15 protein-coding genes are annotated in these 14,727 nt (G+C 70.5%); 9 read left to right on the top strand and 6 right to left on the bottom strand.

Annotation, left to right across the window (positions count from 1 at the left end; translation table 11 throughout):
• Positions 1 to 85: 85 nt before the first annotated feature.
• Positions 86 to 769 carry a response regulator transcription factor gene (locus tag OIE47_RS16465; RefSeq protein WP_326562369.1) on the bottom strand — a complete coding sequence of 228 codons (684 nt, stop codon included), beginning with the start codon at positions 767 to 769 and terminating at the stop codon, positions 86 to 88.
• Between the two features lie 31 nt (positions 770 to 800).
• The gene (locus OIE47_RS16460; protein ID WP_442792163.1) at positions 801 to 2,027 is read right to left on the bottom strand and encodes a sensor histidine kinase; all 1,227 of its coding nucleotides are present in this window, start codon (positions 2,025 to 2,027) and stop codon (positions 801 to 803) included.
• A gap of 283 nt (positions 2,028 to 2,310) precedes the next feature.
• On the opposite strand from OIE47_RS16460, the gene phoU reads away from it, so the two are divergent.
• Positions 2,311 to 3,000, top strand: a complete 690-nt coding sequence (phoU, locus tag OIE47_RS16455) for a phosphate signaling complex protein PhoU (RefSeq protein WP_326562367.1) — start codon at positions 2,311 to 2,313, stop codon at positions 2,998 to 3,000.
• 91 nt (positions 3,001 to 3,091) lie between these two features.
• On the opposite strand, the gene OIE47_RS16450 is transcribed toward phoU, so the two are convergent.
• Positions 3,092 to 3,850, bottom strand: a complete 759-nt coding sequence (locus OIE47_RS16450; RefSeq protein WP_442792162.1) for a phosphoglyceromutase — start codon at positions 3,848 to 3,850, stop codon at positions 3,092 to 3,094.
• 142 nt (positions 3,851 to 3,992) lie between these two features.
• Between OIE47_RS16450 and OIE47_RS16445 the strand changes: the two genes are divergently transcribed.
• Positions 3,993 to 5,279, top strand: coding sequence for an MDR family MFS transporter (locus tag OIE47_RS16445; RefSeq protein ID WP_326562365.1), 1,287 nt, complete (start codon positions 3,993 to 3,995; stop codon positions 5,277 to 5,279).
• Positions 5,280 to 5,390: 111 nt separating this feature from the next.
• Complete coding sequence (locus OIE47_RS16440; protein ID WP_326562364.1) at positions 5,391 to 6,671, top strand: MFS transporter; 1,281 nt, start codon at positions 5,391 to 5,393, stop codon at positions 6,669 to 6,671.
• A 369-nt stretch (positions 6,672 to 7,040) separates the two neighbouring features.
• Here OIE47_RS16440 and OIE47_RS38020 read toward each other — a convergent pair whose 3' ends face one another.
• Positions 7,041 to 7,298, bottom strand: coding sequence for a hypothetical protein (locus OIE47_RS38020; RefSeq protein ID WP_442792105.1), 258 nt, complete (start codon positions 7,296 to 7,298; stop codon positions 7,041 to 7,043).
• A 10-nt stretch (positions 7,299 to 7,308) separates the two neighbouring features.
• Between OIE47_RS38020 and OIE47_RS38015 the strand changes: the two genes are divergently transcribed.
• Both OIE47_RS38015 and OIE47_RS38010 read left to right on the top strand, forming a co-directional pair.
• Positions 7,309 to 7,494 (top strand): hypothetical protein, encoded by a 186-nt coding sequence (locus tag OIE47_RS38015; RefSeq protein WP_442792104.1) that lies wholly within the window; start codon positions 7,309 to 7,311, stop codon positions 7,492 to 7,494.
• Positions 7,495 to 7,521: 27 nt separating this feature from the next.
• On the top strand, positions 7,522 to 7,932 hold the full coding sequence (locus tag OIE47_RS38010) for a hypothetical protein (protein ID WP_442792103.1): 411 nt from the start codon (positions 7,522 to 7,524) through the stop codon (positions 7,930 to 7,932).
• Between the two features lie 95 nt (positions 7,933 to 8,027).
• Here the strand turns inward: OIE47_RS38010 and OIE47_RS16430 are convergent, their stop codons facing one another.
• Positions 8,028 to 8,561: a YbjN domain-containing protein gene (locus OIE47_RS16430; RefSeq protein ID WP_326562362.1), complete on the bottom strand. Its 534-nt coding sequence runs from the start codon at positions 8,559 to 8,561 to the stop codon at positions 8,028 to 8,030.
• A gap of 25 nt (positions 8,562 to 8,586) precedes the next feature.
• A complete protein-coding gene (mshA, locus tag OIE47_RS16425; protein ID WP_326562361.1) occupies positions 8,587 to 9,972 on the bottom strand; it encodes a D-inositol-3-phosphate glycosyltransferase in 1,386 nt (461 codons plus the stop codon).
• 185 nt (positions 9,973 to 10,157) lie between these two features.
• Here mshA and OIE47_RS16420 point away from each other — a divergent pair, with 185 nt between their 5' ends.
• The 4 genes from OIE47_RS16420 (at position 10,158) to OIE47_RS16405 (ending at position 14,483) form a co-directional block, all read left to right on the top strand.
• Complete coding sequence (locus tag OIE47_RS16420) at positions 10,158 to 10,922, top strand: SDR family oxidoreductase (protein WP_326562360.1); 765 nt, start codon at positions 10,158 to 10,160, stop codon at positions 10,920 to 10,922.
• A gap of 34 nt (positions 10,923 to 10,956) precedes the next feature.
• A complete protein-coding gene (locus OIE47_RS16415) occupies positions 10,957 to 11,748 on the top strand; it encodes a class I SAM-dependent methyltransferase (protein ID WP_326562359.1) in 792 nt (263 codons plus the stop codon).
• Between the two features lie 226 nt (positions 11,749 to 11,974).
• Complete coding sequence (locus OIE47_RS16410) at positions 11,975 to 12,736, top strand: maleylpyruvate isomerase family mycothiol-dependent enzyme (RefSeq protein ID WP_326562358.1); 762 nt, start codon at positions 11,975 to 11,977, stop codon at positions 12,734 to 12,736.
• 322 nt (positions 12,737 to 13,058) lie between these two features.
• Positions 13,059 to 14,483: a GH1 family beta-glucosidase gene (locus tag OIE47_RS16405; RefSeq protein WP_326562357.1), complete on the top strand. Its 1,425-nt coding sequence runs from the start codon at positions 13,059 to 13,061 to the stop codon at positions 14,481 to 14,483.
• Positions 14,484 to 14,727: the final 244 nt, after the last annotated feature.

Genomic DNA, 14,727 nt, shown 5'->3' with positions numbered 1-14,727 from the left:
AGCCCGAGGACCGATTTTCCGTCGCTAACTTCATGATCAACGCCCAGGTCCGGGCGGGTGGGGGGTGGGTGGGGTGGGTCTGGGTTTAGGGTTCGAATTTGTAGCCGAGGCCGCGGACGGTGACTATGTAGCGAGGGGTGCTGGGTTCGGGTTCGACCTTGGAGCGCAGGCGCTTGACGTGGACGTCGAGGGTCTTGGTGTCACCGACGTAGTCGGCGCCCCAGACGCGGTCGATGAGCTGTCCACGGGTCAGCACCCGGCCGGCGTTGCGCAGCAGCAGCTCGAGCAGCTCGAACTCCTTGAGCGGAAGCTGTACGGCACCACCGTCGACCGTCACCACGTGCCGCTCGATGTCCATCCGTACCGGGCCGGCGGCCAGGGTGGGCGCGGCCAGATCCACCGTCTCGCTGCTCTTGCGCCGCAGCACCGCCCGGATCCGGGCGACCAGCTCACGCGGGGAGTACGGCTTCGTGACGTAGTCGTCGGCGCCGATCTCCAGGCCGACCACCTTGTCGATCTCACTGTCCCGGGCGGTGACCATGATGATCGGCACATGCGAACGCTGGCGAAGCTCCCGACAGACCTCGGTACCAGACATTTCGGGCAGCATCAGGTCGAGCAACACGATGTCCGCGCCGGTGCGGTCGAATTCGGTGAGCGCCGAGAGACCGGTCGGTGCGACCGATACCTCGAAACCCTCTTTGCGCAGCATGTAGGAGAGGGCGTCGGAGAACGACTCCTCATCCTCGACCACGAGAACGCGGGCCAACGGACTTTCCTTTCCTCTGTCCGACCTGGGGTTACTGGGTCGGACCGGTATCGATCTCAATTGACGGGGGTAGCGGTAGGACAGCGTCCGGCGGGCTGGCGGGCAACCGCAGGGTGAACGTCGAGCCTCCACCTAGCGTGCTTGACACCTCGACCCGTCCGCCATGGTTGGTGGCGATGTGTTTCACGATCGCCAGGCCGAGCCCGGTGCCGCCGGTGGCCCGGGATCGGGCCTGGTCGGCGCGGTAGAAGCGCTCGAAGATCCGGTCCACCTCGTTCGGGGCGATCCCGATGCCCTGGTCGGCCACCGAGATCTGGACGTGGTCGTCGTCCGCCTGTGTGGTCACCGTCACCCTGGTCTCCTCGGCGGAGTACGCGATCGCGTTCTCCACCAGGTTGGCGACGGCGGTGGCGACCTGGCTGTCGCTGCCGTACACGGTCAGGTCGCGCTGGCCCTCGACCACGACCTCGACCTTGCGCGCGGAGGCGGTGGTCCGGGTCCGGTCGATGACCTCGGCCACCACCCAGTCCAGGGCGACCGGCTCCGGCTCCGGCAGCGGCTCCGCCCCCTGCAACCGGGTGAGTTCGAGCAGCTCGTTGACCAGCCGGCCGAGTCGGGTCGACTCGTGCTGGATCCGCTCGGCGAAGCGCCGTGCCGCCACCACGTCCTCGGACGGCTCGACGCCCCCGTTGTCGGCGGGCGGCTCGGTGGCGTCGAGCAACGCCTCGGCGAGCAGTTGCAACGCCCCGATCGGGGTCTTCAGTTCGTGGCTGACGTTGGCCACGAAGTCCCGCCGTACCCGGGCGACCCGGTGTGACTCGGTCACGTCGGCGGCCTCGACCGCGACGAACCCGTTGCCGATCCCCATCGCGCGCAGGTGCACACCGAGCGGATCGTGGGTTCCGCCGTCACGGCCACGCGGCAGGTCGAGTTCGACCTCACGCCGTACCCCGGTCCGGCGCACCTGGCCGGCCAGCGTACGGATGATCGGGTGCGCGGCGATCGTGCCGGGACTGACTCCGGCGCGGAGCAGGCCCATGGCCCGCGCGGCCGGGTTGATCAGGACCGGTACGTCCTCGGTGTCCAGGACCACAACGCCGACCCGCAGGGAGTCGATGCTCTTGCGGCCGAGCCCGGACGGTTCGGCCTTCTGGTGTTTCGCGATCGCCGGCCTCCCGTCGGCTGGGGTGAGGTCGCCCCCGCCCGGGAGTCGCCGCACGCCGTGTCCCGGTGCCCGCCGGATGGCGCGCACCAGCATGGGACCGATGATCAGCCCGATCACCAGTCCACCGGCCACGCCGGCTACGACCCCCCATTCCACCCGGCGATCGTAGGGTCATTGTTATCCGGGTGGCCCCATACAACAGGACATTTCGGGCGCGGGCATGGCAAAGTTCACGCTCCGGCCTCGCGTCGTTCACCTGCGTTCACCCACGGGCCGTCCGGCCGCCCTACGGTGGGCGGGTTACCTGCCCCAACCCCGTGCGGGTCCGTCGGCGGCGGTGGCCCACCGGCGAGCCCACCGACCACAGGACGTGATCATGCGCGACGAGTTCCGGACCGACCTGCACATCGTCAGCCAACTACTGGTGGACATGGCGGAGGCTGTCCGTGCGGCGATGAGCAAGGCCACCAAGGCGCTGCTCACCGCCGACCGGGCGGCTGCCGAGGCCGTGATCGCCCGCGACGCCGAGATCGACAGCATCTACCGGCAGGTGGAGGAGCGGGTCGCCGACCTGCTCGCCCGTCAGGCACCGGTCGCCTCCGACCTACGAGCGGTGATCACCGCACTGCACGTCGCGGCCGATCTCGAGCGAATGGGCGACCTCGCCGACCACGTCGCCAAGACGGCACTGCGCCGGCACCCGTCGCCGGCCGTACCGGCCGAGCTGCGGGGGGTCTTCACCGACATGGCCGCCGTCGCCGACCGGATCGCCCACAAGATCGGCCAGGTCCTCTCCAAGCCCGACGCCGACCTCGCCGCCGAACTGGAGCGGGACGACGACGCCATGGACGACCTGCACCGTGACCTGTTCGCGGTGCTGCTCAGCGACGACTGGCCGTACGGGGTGGAGACCGGGATCGACGGGGCACTGCTCGGGCGTTTCTACGAGCGGTACGCCGACCACGCGGTCAACGCCGGTGAGCGGGTTGTCTACCTGGTGACCGGAGAGTTCGCCGACGAGCTGACGGCCGGCGAGTTCTCGGACGAGCGACCCGCCGACGAGTAGCGTGCCCAGCGCCAAGATGTAGGAGAGGGGCCCTTCCCGCGCCTGAAACGGCGAGGAAGGGCCCCTTCTGCGTACCTGTCGGCTTCGGAGGTCAGCGGCCCTGGTTGGCGACCGCGGCGGCGGCCTCCTTCGCGGCCTCCGGGTCGAGGTAGGTGCCGCCGGAGGTGACCGGACGAAGCTGCGGGTCGAGGTCGTAGCGCAGCGGGATCCCGGTCGGGATGTTCAGCTTGGCGATCGCCTCGTCGGAGACCTGGTCCAGGTGCTTGACCAGGGCCCGCAGCGAGTTGCCGTGCGCCGCCACCAGGACGGTACGACCGGCGAGGATGTCCGGCACGATCGAGTCGTACCAGTACGGCAGCATCCGCTCGACCACGTCCTTGAGGCACTCCGTACGGGGCATCAGCTCCGGCGGCACCAGGGCGTAACGGGGGTCACCGGCCGGCGACCACTCGTCGTTGTCGTCGATCGGCGGCGGAGGCGTGTCGTACGACCGGCGCCAGAGCATGAACTGCTCTTCGCCGTACTCCGCCAGGGTCTGCTTCTTGTCCTTGCCCTGAAGAGCGCCGTAGTGCCGCTCGTTGAGCCGCCACGACCGGCGCACCGCGATCCAGTGCCGGTCGGCGGCGTTCAGCGCCAACTCGCTGGTACGGATCGCCCGACGCAGCACGCTGGTGTGCACCACGTCGGGAAGCAGGTCGTGCTCGCGCAGCAGCTCGCCACCGCGCCTCGCCTCGCCCTCACCCTTCGCGGTCAGGTCCACGTCGACCCAGCCGGTGAAGAGGTTCTTGGCGTTCCAATCACTCTCGCCGTGCCGCAGCAGCACGAGGGTCCCAACTGTCATGCCCCACATCCTTCCGCAGGCCCGGTTCTGACGTGCCGACACCCGCCGGTGACGACCGCCACGTGGAAATCAACATGACTCCGGGTGATCAAGGCGACTAGGTTGGTAAGGCATTGACCGGACGTCGGTCATTACGCATCCGGGGGGCGACGTGCGGTCGGTACGGGGCTGGGTCAGTAACACCACCGGCGGGCTGCCCGCCACGTTCTGGTACCTCTGGACCGGTACGTTGATCAACCGCCTCGGTTCATTCGTACTGATCTTTCTCGCCATCTACCTGACCACCGCGCGGGGCTTCTCCTCGGTGGAAGCCGGTCTGGTGATCGGCCTCTACGGGGCCGGTGGGACGGTCGGGACCCTCAGCGGTGGCATCCTCGCCGACCGGTGGGGCCGGCGGCCCACGCTGCTCACCGCCCATATCGGCGCCGCCTCGATGATGGTGGCCCTCGGCTTCGCCCGCGGACTCTGGGTGATCGCGGCCGGCGCGCTCCTGCTCGGCATGTTCGCCGAGTCGGCCCGGCCGGCGTTCGCCGCGATGATGGTCGACGTGGTGCCGGAACGGGACCGGCTGCGCGCCTTCTCGCTCAACTACTGGGCCATCAACCTGGGCTTCGCCTGCGCCGCGATCCTCGCCGGATTCGCCGCCCAGGTCAGTTACGAACTGCTCTTCCTGATCGACGCGACAACCACGCTGACCACCGCGTTGGTCATCTTCCTCAAGGTCCGCGAGCCGCGCCGGCTCCCCGTCGGTCGCGTTCCGTCAACCCCGGGTACGCGTACCGGGCGGGCCGGGGACGGGCTGCTCAGCGTCCTGGGTGACCGGGTCTTCCTCGGCTTCGTACTGATCAACCTCTTCACCGCGCTGGTCTTCGTGCAGCACATCTCGATGCTCCCGATCGCGATGGGAGAGGACGGGCTGGCCCCCTCGACCTACGGGACCGTGATCGCCCTGAACGGGATTCTGATCGTCGGCGGTCAGCTCTTTGTCCCCCGGCTGATCCGGGGTCGCAGCCGGTCGCACGTACTCGCGCTGGCCGCGATCATCATGGGGGTGGGGTTCGGCCTGACCGCCTTCGCCGACGCGGCCTGGTTCTACGCGCTCACCGTGCTGACCTGGACCCTCGGCGAGATGCTCAACTCACCGTCCAACTCCACCCTGATCGCCGAGCTTTCCCTGCCCGGCAAACGCGGGCGTTACCAGGGGGTCTTCGCGCTCTCCTGGTCGGTGGCCGGGTTCAGTGCCCCGATCCTCGGCGGCCTCGTACGCGAGCACCTGGGCAACTCGACCCTCTGGCTCGGCTGCGCCGCCATCGGCTTCGCCCTGGCCGTGGCCCACCTCCTCTCCGGACCCGTACGCGAGCGCCGCGCGGTGGAACTCCGCCGCCCTGCCGTCCAGCCCGACGCCACCGCCCCGGTCCTCACCTCTCAGGCCGCCTGACCCCCCGCTCGGCCGTCGGAGCCGGGTGACATTCGGCACGGTGGTGTTCGGGGTGGTGGGGTTTTTAGGATCGGACTGGACTGGAAAGAAACTTTCGAGAAGAGGTACGCGGTGCGGAGCTGGCTGCGCGAAACCGCCGGAGGACTCCCCGCCACCTACTGGTACCTCTGGACCGGGCTGCTGATCAACCGGGTCGGCGCGTTCGCGATGCTCTTCCTGTCGCTCTACCTGACCGACAGCCGTGGAGCCAGCGAGGGGCTGGCAGGTCTGGTGGTCGGCGCGTACGGCGCGGGCGGTGCGGTGGGCGTACTGCTCGGCGGGGTGCTCGCCGACGGTTGGGGACGACGGGCCACCCTGGTCTGGTCCCACCTGGCCGCCGCGCTCGGCATGGCCGTACTCGCGTTCACCACCGACCTGGCGGCGATCGCCGTACTCGCCGGGCTGATCGGGGTGGTGCACTCGATGCCGGGGCCGGCGTTCGTCGCGGCGATCATCGACGTGGTGCCCTCCGACCGCCGGTCACGGGCGTTCAACCTCCAGTTCTGGGCCTTCAACCTGGGGATGGCCGCCGCCTCGTTCCTCGCCGGACTGCTCGCCGAGACGAGCTTCCTGGCGCTGTTCCTGGTCGACGCCGCCGCCACGCTGATCACCACCGGGCTGATCGCGTGGAAGGTACCGGAGACGCTGCGCCGGGAGACCCGCCGACGGGCCACCGCGCCGGGGACACGAGCCGGTGGGATTCCGCGACGGCAGGCCGGGCTGGTCACCGCGCTGACCGACCGTACGTTCATGGTGTTCGTGGGGTTGACCTTCGTGCTGGCCGTGCTCACCACGCAGACCTCGACCATCATGCCCCTGGCGATGCGGGCCGACGGCCTGAGTCCGGCGTCGTACGGCGTGGTGGTCGCACTCGGCGGCGCGCTGATCGTGGTCGGGCAACTGTTCGTGCCCCGGCTGATCGACGGGTACCGCAAGCACCTGGTCCTGGCCGTCTCGACCGCCCTGCTCGCCGTCGGGTTCGGGGCGCTGGCCCTCGCCGACCACCTGCCGGTCTACCTGACCGCGGCGGTGATCTGGACGGTCGGCTCGATGCTGGCCGCGCCGCCGAACGCGGAGATCAACGCGGAACTGGCCCCGGCCGTACTGCGGGCCCGCTACCAGTCGGTGTTCTACCTGACCTTCCCCGCGGCGGCGTTCGTCGCGCCGGCCGTGGGCGGGGTCAGCCTGCAGTACCTCGGCGACTGGCACTGGATCATCGCCGGTGGTCTCGGGCTGGCCGCCGCACTCGGGCACCTGCTCGCCGGTCCGGCCCGCGAGCGCAGGGTCGCGGCGATCCGATCCGCGACCCCGACCGGGCCGCTGCCGCACGCCGCCGAAGCGGTCGCGGAATAGCCCGGAGCTGTCGCCGAACAGCGAGGCTGTGTAGGGCACGCCGAAGCCGGCGCGGAATGAGTTCTCACGCGCCGGCTTCGTTGTGCGGCCCGGCGGCGGCGGGCGACACTCACCCCCGTAAGCGTCGCCCGCTCACACCGCCGGTGTCAGGTGGCGCCGTCCCCCAACGGCTTAGTGCCACCCGTCCCCCGGGCGCCGCCCACTCGTGCTCGAATCTGATCGATTCGCGGTTCCCCCGAACCGTTCCGAGCGTGGCGCCCGCGCTCACGGTAGTTCGCGGTCCGTAACCGGCACAAGCTCAGTCACTGTTTCGCCGGTCACACGACACCCGCATTCAGCGGTGCCGTCCACGAACCAACTCCACCATGTTCAGCCATCCTCACGGTCCGGTGATTCCGGCTTGAAGAAGTTACTTTGCTTACCGTCCGAACGCCTCTCCTGGTAGATGAAATTCAGGCGACGCAGGTCGAACGTCTTGAACCACTGATCCCAGGTGATCTGCTTCAGCCGGCCACCCTCCCGCCAACCCGGAAAGTTGAACGTCAGTACGCCGGCCCGACCATCCCGCTCGGTACCCTCGATCGTCGCCGGCTTCGCCTTACGGGCCTGCGCCCAACGCCGGATCACCTCGTGACTGGTGGTGACGAGACTCCGCCCCGGCCGTTCCGGCTTCTGGTCCGGAGAGGAGATCGGCTGGGCGTACTTCAGCGAGCGGGACATGGTCCGACCGATCCGGATCCCGCTCGCCGCCGCGGCCTTCGCCCGCTCGGCGGTACGCGCCGCCGTACTCGGTGACGCCTTCGACGGGGACGAGCGGCGCTGACGGGCCGACGCGCTCACCCCGCCCGACGTGGTCCTGCTCCGCGACGGAGAGGTGCTCTTACGCGCGGCCGAGGTGGCCTTGCGCGCCACCGTCGAGGCGCTCTTGCGCGCCGCCGAGGTGGTCGTACGCGCCGACGCGGTGCTCTTGCGCGCCGGACTGGTGCTGCGTGCCGCCGACGCGGTCCGCTTCGCCGGACGGGTGCTCGTCCTCGCCGAACCACCGCCGCGACGCCCCTCGTTGCGCAGCGCCCTCGCCAGGGCCTGCACCAGGTCGCCCTTGCGCAACGCCGAGATACCGGTGACGCCGCGCTTGCGAAGCTGCCCACGGATCTGTTCGGCGGTCATCTGGGCGATGTCACTCGGACTGCTGCTTCCGGCGCTGATCGTCCGGTTCCTGGTCGCGGTCGCGTTGCCGCCGCGACTCGAACTGCTTCGTTGAGCTTGAGCCATGAGATTCTCACGCTCCCTGGACAGTCTGTCATCGGCATGGGGCGCGCGTACCCGATCGTCCGTGCGCCACCGCTGCCATACCCGTCAGGGGCGGTCCAAATCAGGCTCGACGGATTTCGACGGCTCGAAAAGATGGGAGAACGCCGCCAGGTTCGCGACTGATTCGCCCCGCTTGAGGCGCCAATCCCATTCCCGGCGGATCGCCGTACCGAAACCGATCTCCAACATCGTGTCGAACGAATCGTCGGCGTAACTCAGCACCGAACCGAGCAGCCGGTCCAGTTCGTCCTCGTCCACCCCGCCCAGGCCCACCCGGCCGGTCAGGTAGACGTCGCCGACGGCGTCGATGGAGAACGCCACCCCGTACATCCGGGCGTTGCGCCGCAGCAGCCAGGCCCACAGCTCCTCGCGCCGCTCGTCGGGCTGGCGCATGACAAACGCCTCGACCCGCAGCGCGTGCTCCCCGACGATCAGATTGCAGATGGTCTTGAGCTTGTGGGTGCCGGGCAGCGTGACCGCGTACGCGAACTCACCCGTCGGTTCACAGGGCAGCTCCCGCTCGGCGCAGGCGGACTCGATCAGCGCACCGATCCGGGCCCGCTCGTCCCGCCCGGTCACCGGTCGCCCCACCCGGTCGTCGGGTTCACCGGACCCCCGCCGGCAGCACCACGCTCGCCCCGACCCCGGTTCCGCCCAACTCCGACGCCAGCCTGTCCCGGTGCTCCGCCACCGCACCACGGTAGACCGCGAGCAGCCCGGAGGCGGTCCTGGTCCAGGAGAAGTCCTGGGCGTGCCGGACCGCACCGGCGGAGAGCGCCGCCCGCCGACCGGGCGCGGTGAGCAGGCCGCTGAGCGTACGGGCCCAGTCGACCGGGTCGTGCCCGTCGACCAGGATCCCGCTCACCCCGTCCCGTACGGCGGTGACCAGGCCGCCCACGGCGGCGGCGACAACGGGCGTACCGCACGCCTGCGCCTCCAGGGCCACCAGCCCGAACGACTCGGAGTACGACGGCACCGCCACCAGGTCTGCCGCCCGGTACAGGTCCGGCAGGTCCTCGCCGGTGCAGGGCGGCCGGAACACGACCGACTCGGTGATGCCGAGGGAGGCGGCCAACTCGATCAGGGCGGTGGGCCGGTCCAGCCCGCTCCCGCTCGGGCCGCCCGCGATCACGACCGTCAACTGGTCGGCGATGTGCGGGTCACGCTCACGCAGCGCGGCGACCGCGTGCAGCAGCACGTCGGGTGCCTTCAGCGGCTGGATCCGGCCGACGAACGCGACCACGTACCCGTACTCGGGCAAGCCGAGACGGCGGCGGGCTGCGACCCGGCCGTCGGTGCCCGACCCGGTCGGAGCCGGCCGGAAGCGGTCCAGGTCGACGCCGGGCTCGACCACCGCGACCCGGGTGGGGTCGGCCGCGTAGCGGGCGATCAGGTCGCGGGCCTCGACGGCGGTGTTCGCCACCATCCGGTCGGCCTCGGCGACGAGCTGTTCCTCGCCGATCACCCGGTACTTCGGCTCCGGCCGGTCCCCCTCGGCGAGCCGCGAGTTCTTCACCTTGGCCAGGGTGTGCGCGGTGTGCACCAGCGGTACGCCCCAGCGTTCCTTGGCCAGCCAGCCGACGTGCCCGGAAAGCCAGTAGTGCGAGTGGATCAGGTCGTAGAAGCCCGGCGGGTGGGCCGCCTCGGCCCGCAGCACCCCGTTGGTGAAGGCGCAGAGCTGACCCGGCAGTTCCTCCTTGGCGAGGCCCTCGAACGGGCCCGCGGTGACGTGCCGGACCAGGACCCCCGGCGCCATCTCGACCACCGGCGGCAGGCCGCTCTCGGTGGCGCGGGTGAAGATCTCCACCTCGACACCGGCGTCGGCCAGCCGCCGGGCGACCTCGACGATGTAGACGTTCATGCCACCGGCGTCGCCGGTGCCCGGCTGGTGCAACGGTGAGGTGTGCACGGAAACGGTGGCGATCCGGGCCGGTGTCGGCCATGGCCGGGCGCCCCGCTGCCGCCCGACGCCCGTGTGCGATTCCGCCACAACCACTCCTTTGGTCAAGGTGACACGCGGTCCGGCATGATCCGGGCGCCCCAGACATCAACCGTTACGTCGAACCTCATCTTCCCGATCAAGCCAGAACCATTCATCCCGGTACCCGCACGGGTGACCGACCTCATCCGCCGCCCTGCGGCCGGAGGGGCCCGTCGATGGGAAACAATGCCCGGATGACTCCTGTCGCGATCGTCACCGGTGCCTCCAGCGGGATCGGCGCGGCCACCGCCCGGCGGCTGGCCACCGAGGGCTTTCACGTCCTGGCCGCCGCCCGTCGCGCCGACCGGCTGGCCGAACTGGTCGAAGAGATCGAGAAGAACGGCGGTACGGCCACCGCCGCCGTCTGCGACGTGACCTCGGACGAGTCCGTGGCGGCCCTGGCGCGTACCGCGGCCGGGCTGCCGGGGCCGGTGAAGCTGTTGGTGAACAACGCCGGTGGGGCGATCGGCCTCGATCCGGTGGAGTCCGCCTCGGTCGCCGACTGGCAGTGGATGTACGACGTGAACGTACTCGGCACGCTGCGGGTGACCCGCGAGGTGCTGCCCGTGCTGGAGGCCTCCGGCGCCGGGACGGTGATCGTGGTCAGCTCGACCGCCGGGCTGGACGTCTACGAGGGTGGCGGTGGCTACACCGCGGCCAAGCACGCCCAGACCGCGCTCACCCGTACCCTGCGGCTGGAACTGGTCGGGCGGCCGATCCGGGTGATCGAGATCGACCCGGGCATGGTCCGGACGGACGAGTTCGCGCTGCACCGCTTCGGCGGGGACGAGCAGCGGGCGGCGGCGGTCTACGCCGGGGTGGCCGAGCCGCTGGTCGCGGACGACGTCGCGGACTGCATCGCCTGGTGCGCCACCCGACCGCAACATGTCAACGTGGACCGGCTGGTGGTCCGCCCGGTCGCCCAGGCGGCCCAGCACAAGGTGCACCGGGTGACCTGATGCCGCCGCCGAGCCGACGCCACCGGACGGGTTGATGCCACCGCCGCGCCGGCCGCTGGGGGTGGTGACCCGGGGCACGACCAATCCCAACCGGCTGCGCCGGGTGGACAACTGGATCGCGGCCTGCTGCGCCGGTCCCTTGCGCGACGCGGTGGATCCGCTGGTGGTCGACCTCGGTTACGGCGCCACCCCGGTCACCGCCGTCGAGCTGCGGGCCCGGCTGGCCGTCGCGGTCCGGCCGGACGTCCGGGTGGTCGGGCTGGAGATCGATCCGGTACGGGTGGCAGCCGCCGCCGCCTCGGCCGACCCACCCTGGCTCACCTTCGCCCGTGGTGGCTTCGAACTCGCCGGTCTGCGCCCGGTGGTGGTCCGGGTCTTCAACGTGCTCCGCCAGTACGAGGAGTCGGCGGTCGGCCCGGCGTGGCGGACGATGGCCGCCGGGCTCGCCCCGGACGGGCTGATCGTCGAGGGCACCTGTGACGAGTTGGGGCGGCTGGCGACCTGGGTGCTGGTGGACGGGAGCGGGGAGCCACGGTCGCTGACCCTGGCGCCGAGGCTCGCCACTCTGGAGAGTCCGGCGGCGCTGGCCGAGCGGCTACCGAAGGCGCTGATCCACCACAACGTGCCGGGTACCGGGGTCCACGCACTGGTCCGGGCGCTGGACGACGGGTGGCGCGACGCGGCCGCGTACGGGACCTTCGGTCCCCGGCAGCGCTGGTTGCGTACGGTCGCCTCGGTTCGGGACGCCGGGTGGCCGGTGCTCGACCGGACGGCCCGGTGGCGGCTCGGCGAGATCACCGTCGCCTGGTCCGCCGTCGCACCCTGACCCCGCCGCCCCCGCTCCTGAGCTGGCGGCTCGCGGTCCCGCCCGCCCGAGCGGTTCCACCCGCCATAAGCCTTGTACGATTTAATCCGATTGTTCTTGCGGGACCGATTGGCGCGCCAAAATCGGCGTTGGTCGAATGGGCGTTAACGTCTGGCGCGTTGTTCACCCTAGGCTGGAGGCGAGCCAGGCGACCCTTCTGGTGGCCCGGTAGCGCGGGAGGATCGTGATGAGCAGACTGCACGGCACGAAGGATTTCTGGCTCGGTGCGCTGCGGGCGGACGGGCCGGCATTCCGCGCGGCCGTGGCCGAGGCGCCGCCGGATGCCCCGGTGCCGTCCTGTCCCGATTGGACCACCACCGACCTGGTGCACCACCTCGGCTCCCGTTACCGCTGGGTCCGGGGCGTGGTGACCGGCGGCGGGGTGGAGGCCCCGAGCCAACCGCCGGTGGAGGACGGTCTGCCCTCCGGCACGGCCGGGCTGGAGTGGTGGCAGCACGAGTACGACCAGCTCCTCACCGCGTTCGACGCGCTCGACCCGGAGACGCCGGCCTGGAACTGGGCGCCGCAGCCGAAGAAGGTCGGGTTCTGGCCGCGCCGGATGGCCCTCGAGACCACGGTGCACCGGTGGGACGCCCAGTTGGCGATCGCCTCGGCCGAGCCGATCGAGGCGAAGCTCGCCGCCGACGGGGTGAGCGAGGTGCTGGACACCTGGTTGCCGGCGGGCCGGCGGCGCTCCCCCGAGCCCCGGTACGGCGTGGTGCAACTGGTCGCGGTCGACGCGGGTCAGGACTGGTACCTGCGGCTGCGGGGCACCGGCGTGGCCCTGCTGGACACGGACACGATCCTGGACAGCGACGACCACCACGCCCGCGCCCACGTCACCGGTAACGCCAGCGACCTGCTGCTTGCCCTCTGGGGTCGGATCAACTTCGACGTACTCGAGGTTTCCGGCGACGTGACCCTGCTCCAGGGTCTGCGGGCCGGCTGAGTTTCTCAGCCTTTATCTTTCCCGTCCCCCACGGGTGGCGCCCGGCCGGCGATACTGGGCCGGGCGCCGATCGGCGGTGCCCATGACTACGCCCGCGTATCACGTGGAGGCACCGTGTAACTTTGTGAGAGCGCTCTCTTGACACTCGGGTAACCCGCGTTCACGCTCGGAAGAGAAGTCTCCCCGCGCGCCCGTCGAACGGCCACCGCTCGGATGGCACGCGGACCTGCGTCGGGCGCCGCGACCGCCCGGGTGCCGCTGCTCGTCGTTCACGTCGTCGTCGCGGGATCCTCGGCGGCATCAGGAAAGGTGCGGTAACGGTATGACCACTCTTGACACGCAGCAAGCGGTGCTCCCGGCACCGGCGGAGGCGGCGGTGCGCTTCCCCGAGGGCTTCGTCTGGGGAGCGGCGACAGCGTCGTACCAGATCGAGGGTGCGGCCCAGGACGACGGGCGCGGCCCGTCGATCTGGGACACCTTCAGCCGTACGCCGGGCAAGGTGTACGCCGGCCACACCGGCGACGTGGCCTGCGACCACTACCACCGGTACCCGCAGGACGTGGCGCTGATGGCCGACCTCGGGCTGCACGCGTACCGCTTCTCGGTGGCCTGGCCCCGGATCCAGCCGGACGGCTCCGGCCCGGTCAACCCGCGCGGACTGGACTTCTACGACCGGCTGGTGGACGAGCTGATCGGACGGGGCATCGACCCCATCGTCACGCTCTACCACTGGGACCTGCCGCAGACCCTGGAGGACCGGGGCGGCTGGACCAACCGGGCGACCGCCGAGTACTTCGCCGACTACGCCACCGCCGTCTACGCCCGACTCGGCGACCGGGTCCGCACCTGGACCACACTGAACGAGCCGTGGTGCTCGGCCTACCTCGGGTACGGCAACGGCGTACACGCTCCCGGTCGTGAGGACCCGGCGGCGGCCTTCAAGGCCGTACACCATCTGTTGCTGGCCCACGGCCTGGGCGGTCGGGCGCTGCGCGCGGCCGGCGCGCAGACCCTGGGTATCACCCTCAACCCGACCACCGCCATCCCGGTCGACCCCGCCAGCGCGGCGGACCAGGCGGCGGTACGGCTGGTCGACGGCCTGGCCAACCGGATCTTCCTGGACCCGATGCTGCGGGGCGAGTACCCGGCCGACGTGCTGGAGCACGTGGCCCGGTTCACCGACCTGAGCCACCTGCGCGACGGCGACGAGAAGATCATCAACGTCCCGATCGACCTGCTCGGCATCAACTACTACCAGCCCACCTACGTCACCGCCCGCGACGGCGCGACCGGTGGCGGCGGCGCCTACCCGGGCACCGAGGGGATCGAGTTCGTCGCCCCGGTCGGCCCGCTCACCGACATGGGCTGGATGATCGAGCCGCGCGGCCTGACCACCCTGCTGGTACGCATCTCCGAGGACTACCCGGGCGTACCGATGATCATCACCGAGAACGGCGCCGCCTTCCCGGACAAGTTCAACCGCGACGACCCCGACGCCGACGGCCGGGTGCCGGACGCCGACCGGGTGGACTACCTCGACGGGCACCTTCGTGCCGCACACGAGGCCATTTCGAGGGGCGTCGACCTCCGTGGGTATCTCGTATGGTCATTGCTGGACAATTTCGAGTGGGCCGAGGGTTACCGTAAGCGGTTCGGGATCGTTCACGTCGACTACCTGACCCAGCGGCGGGTGCTCAAGGACAGCGCACGGTGGTACCAAGAGGTCATCCGGCGCAACGGCCTCTAATTCGGCCGGCACGGCGAGTGGAAGTAGGAGGCGGTGGCATGAGCGAGCGGAGCGAGCGAATCAGCAGGCTCAGCCCGATACTCGGTCATGCCAACGGCGAGCGAAGCGAGTCGGGGGACATGAGCGAGCGAATCAGCAGGCTCAGCCCCAGATCGGGTCATGCCGCCGGCGAGCGAAGCGAGTCGGTGCCCATGAGTGAGCGGAGCGAGCGAATCAGCAGGCTCAGCCCGATACTCGGTCATGC

The sequence above is a fragment of the Micromonospora sp. NBC_01796 genome, assembly GCF_035917455.1.
Classification (GTDB): Bacteria; Actinomycetota; Actinomycetes; order Mycobacteriales; family Micromonosporaceae; genus Micromonospora_G.
Note: the sequence above shows the minus strand (reverse complement) of the source record. Positions and strands in the feature narration are given on the sequence as shown.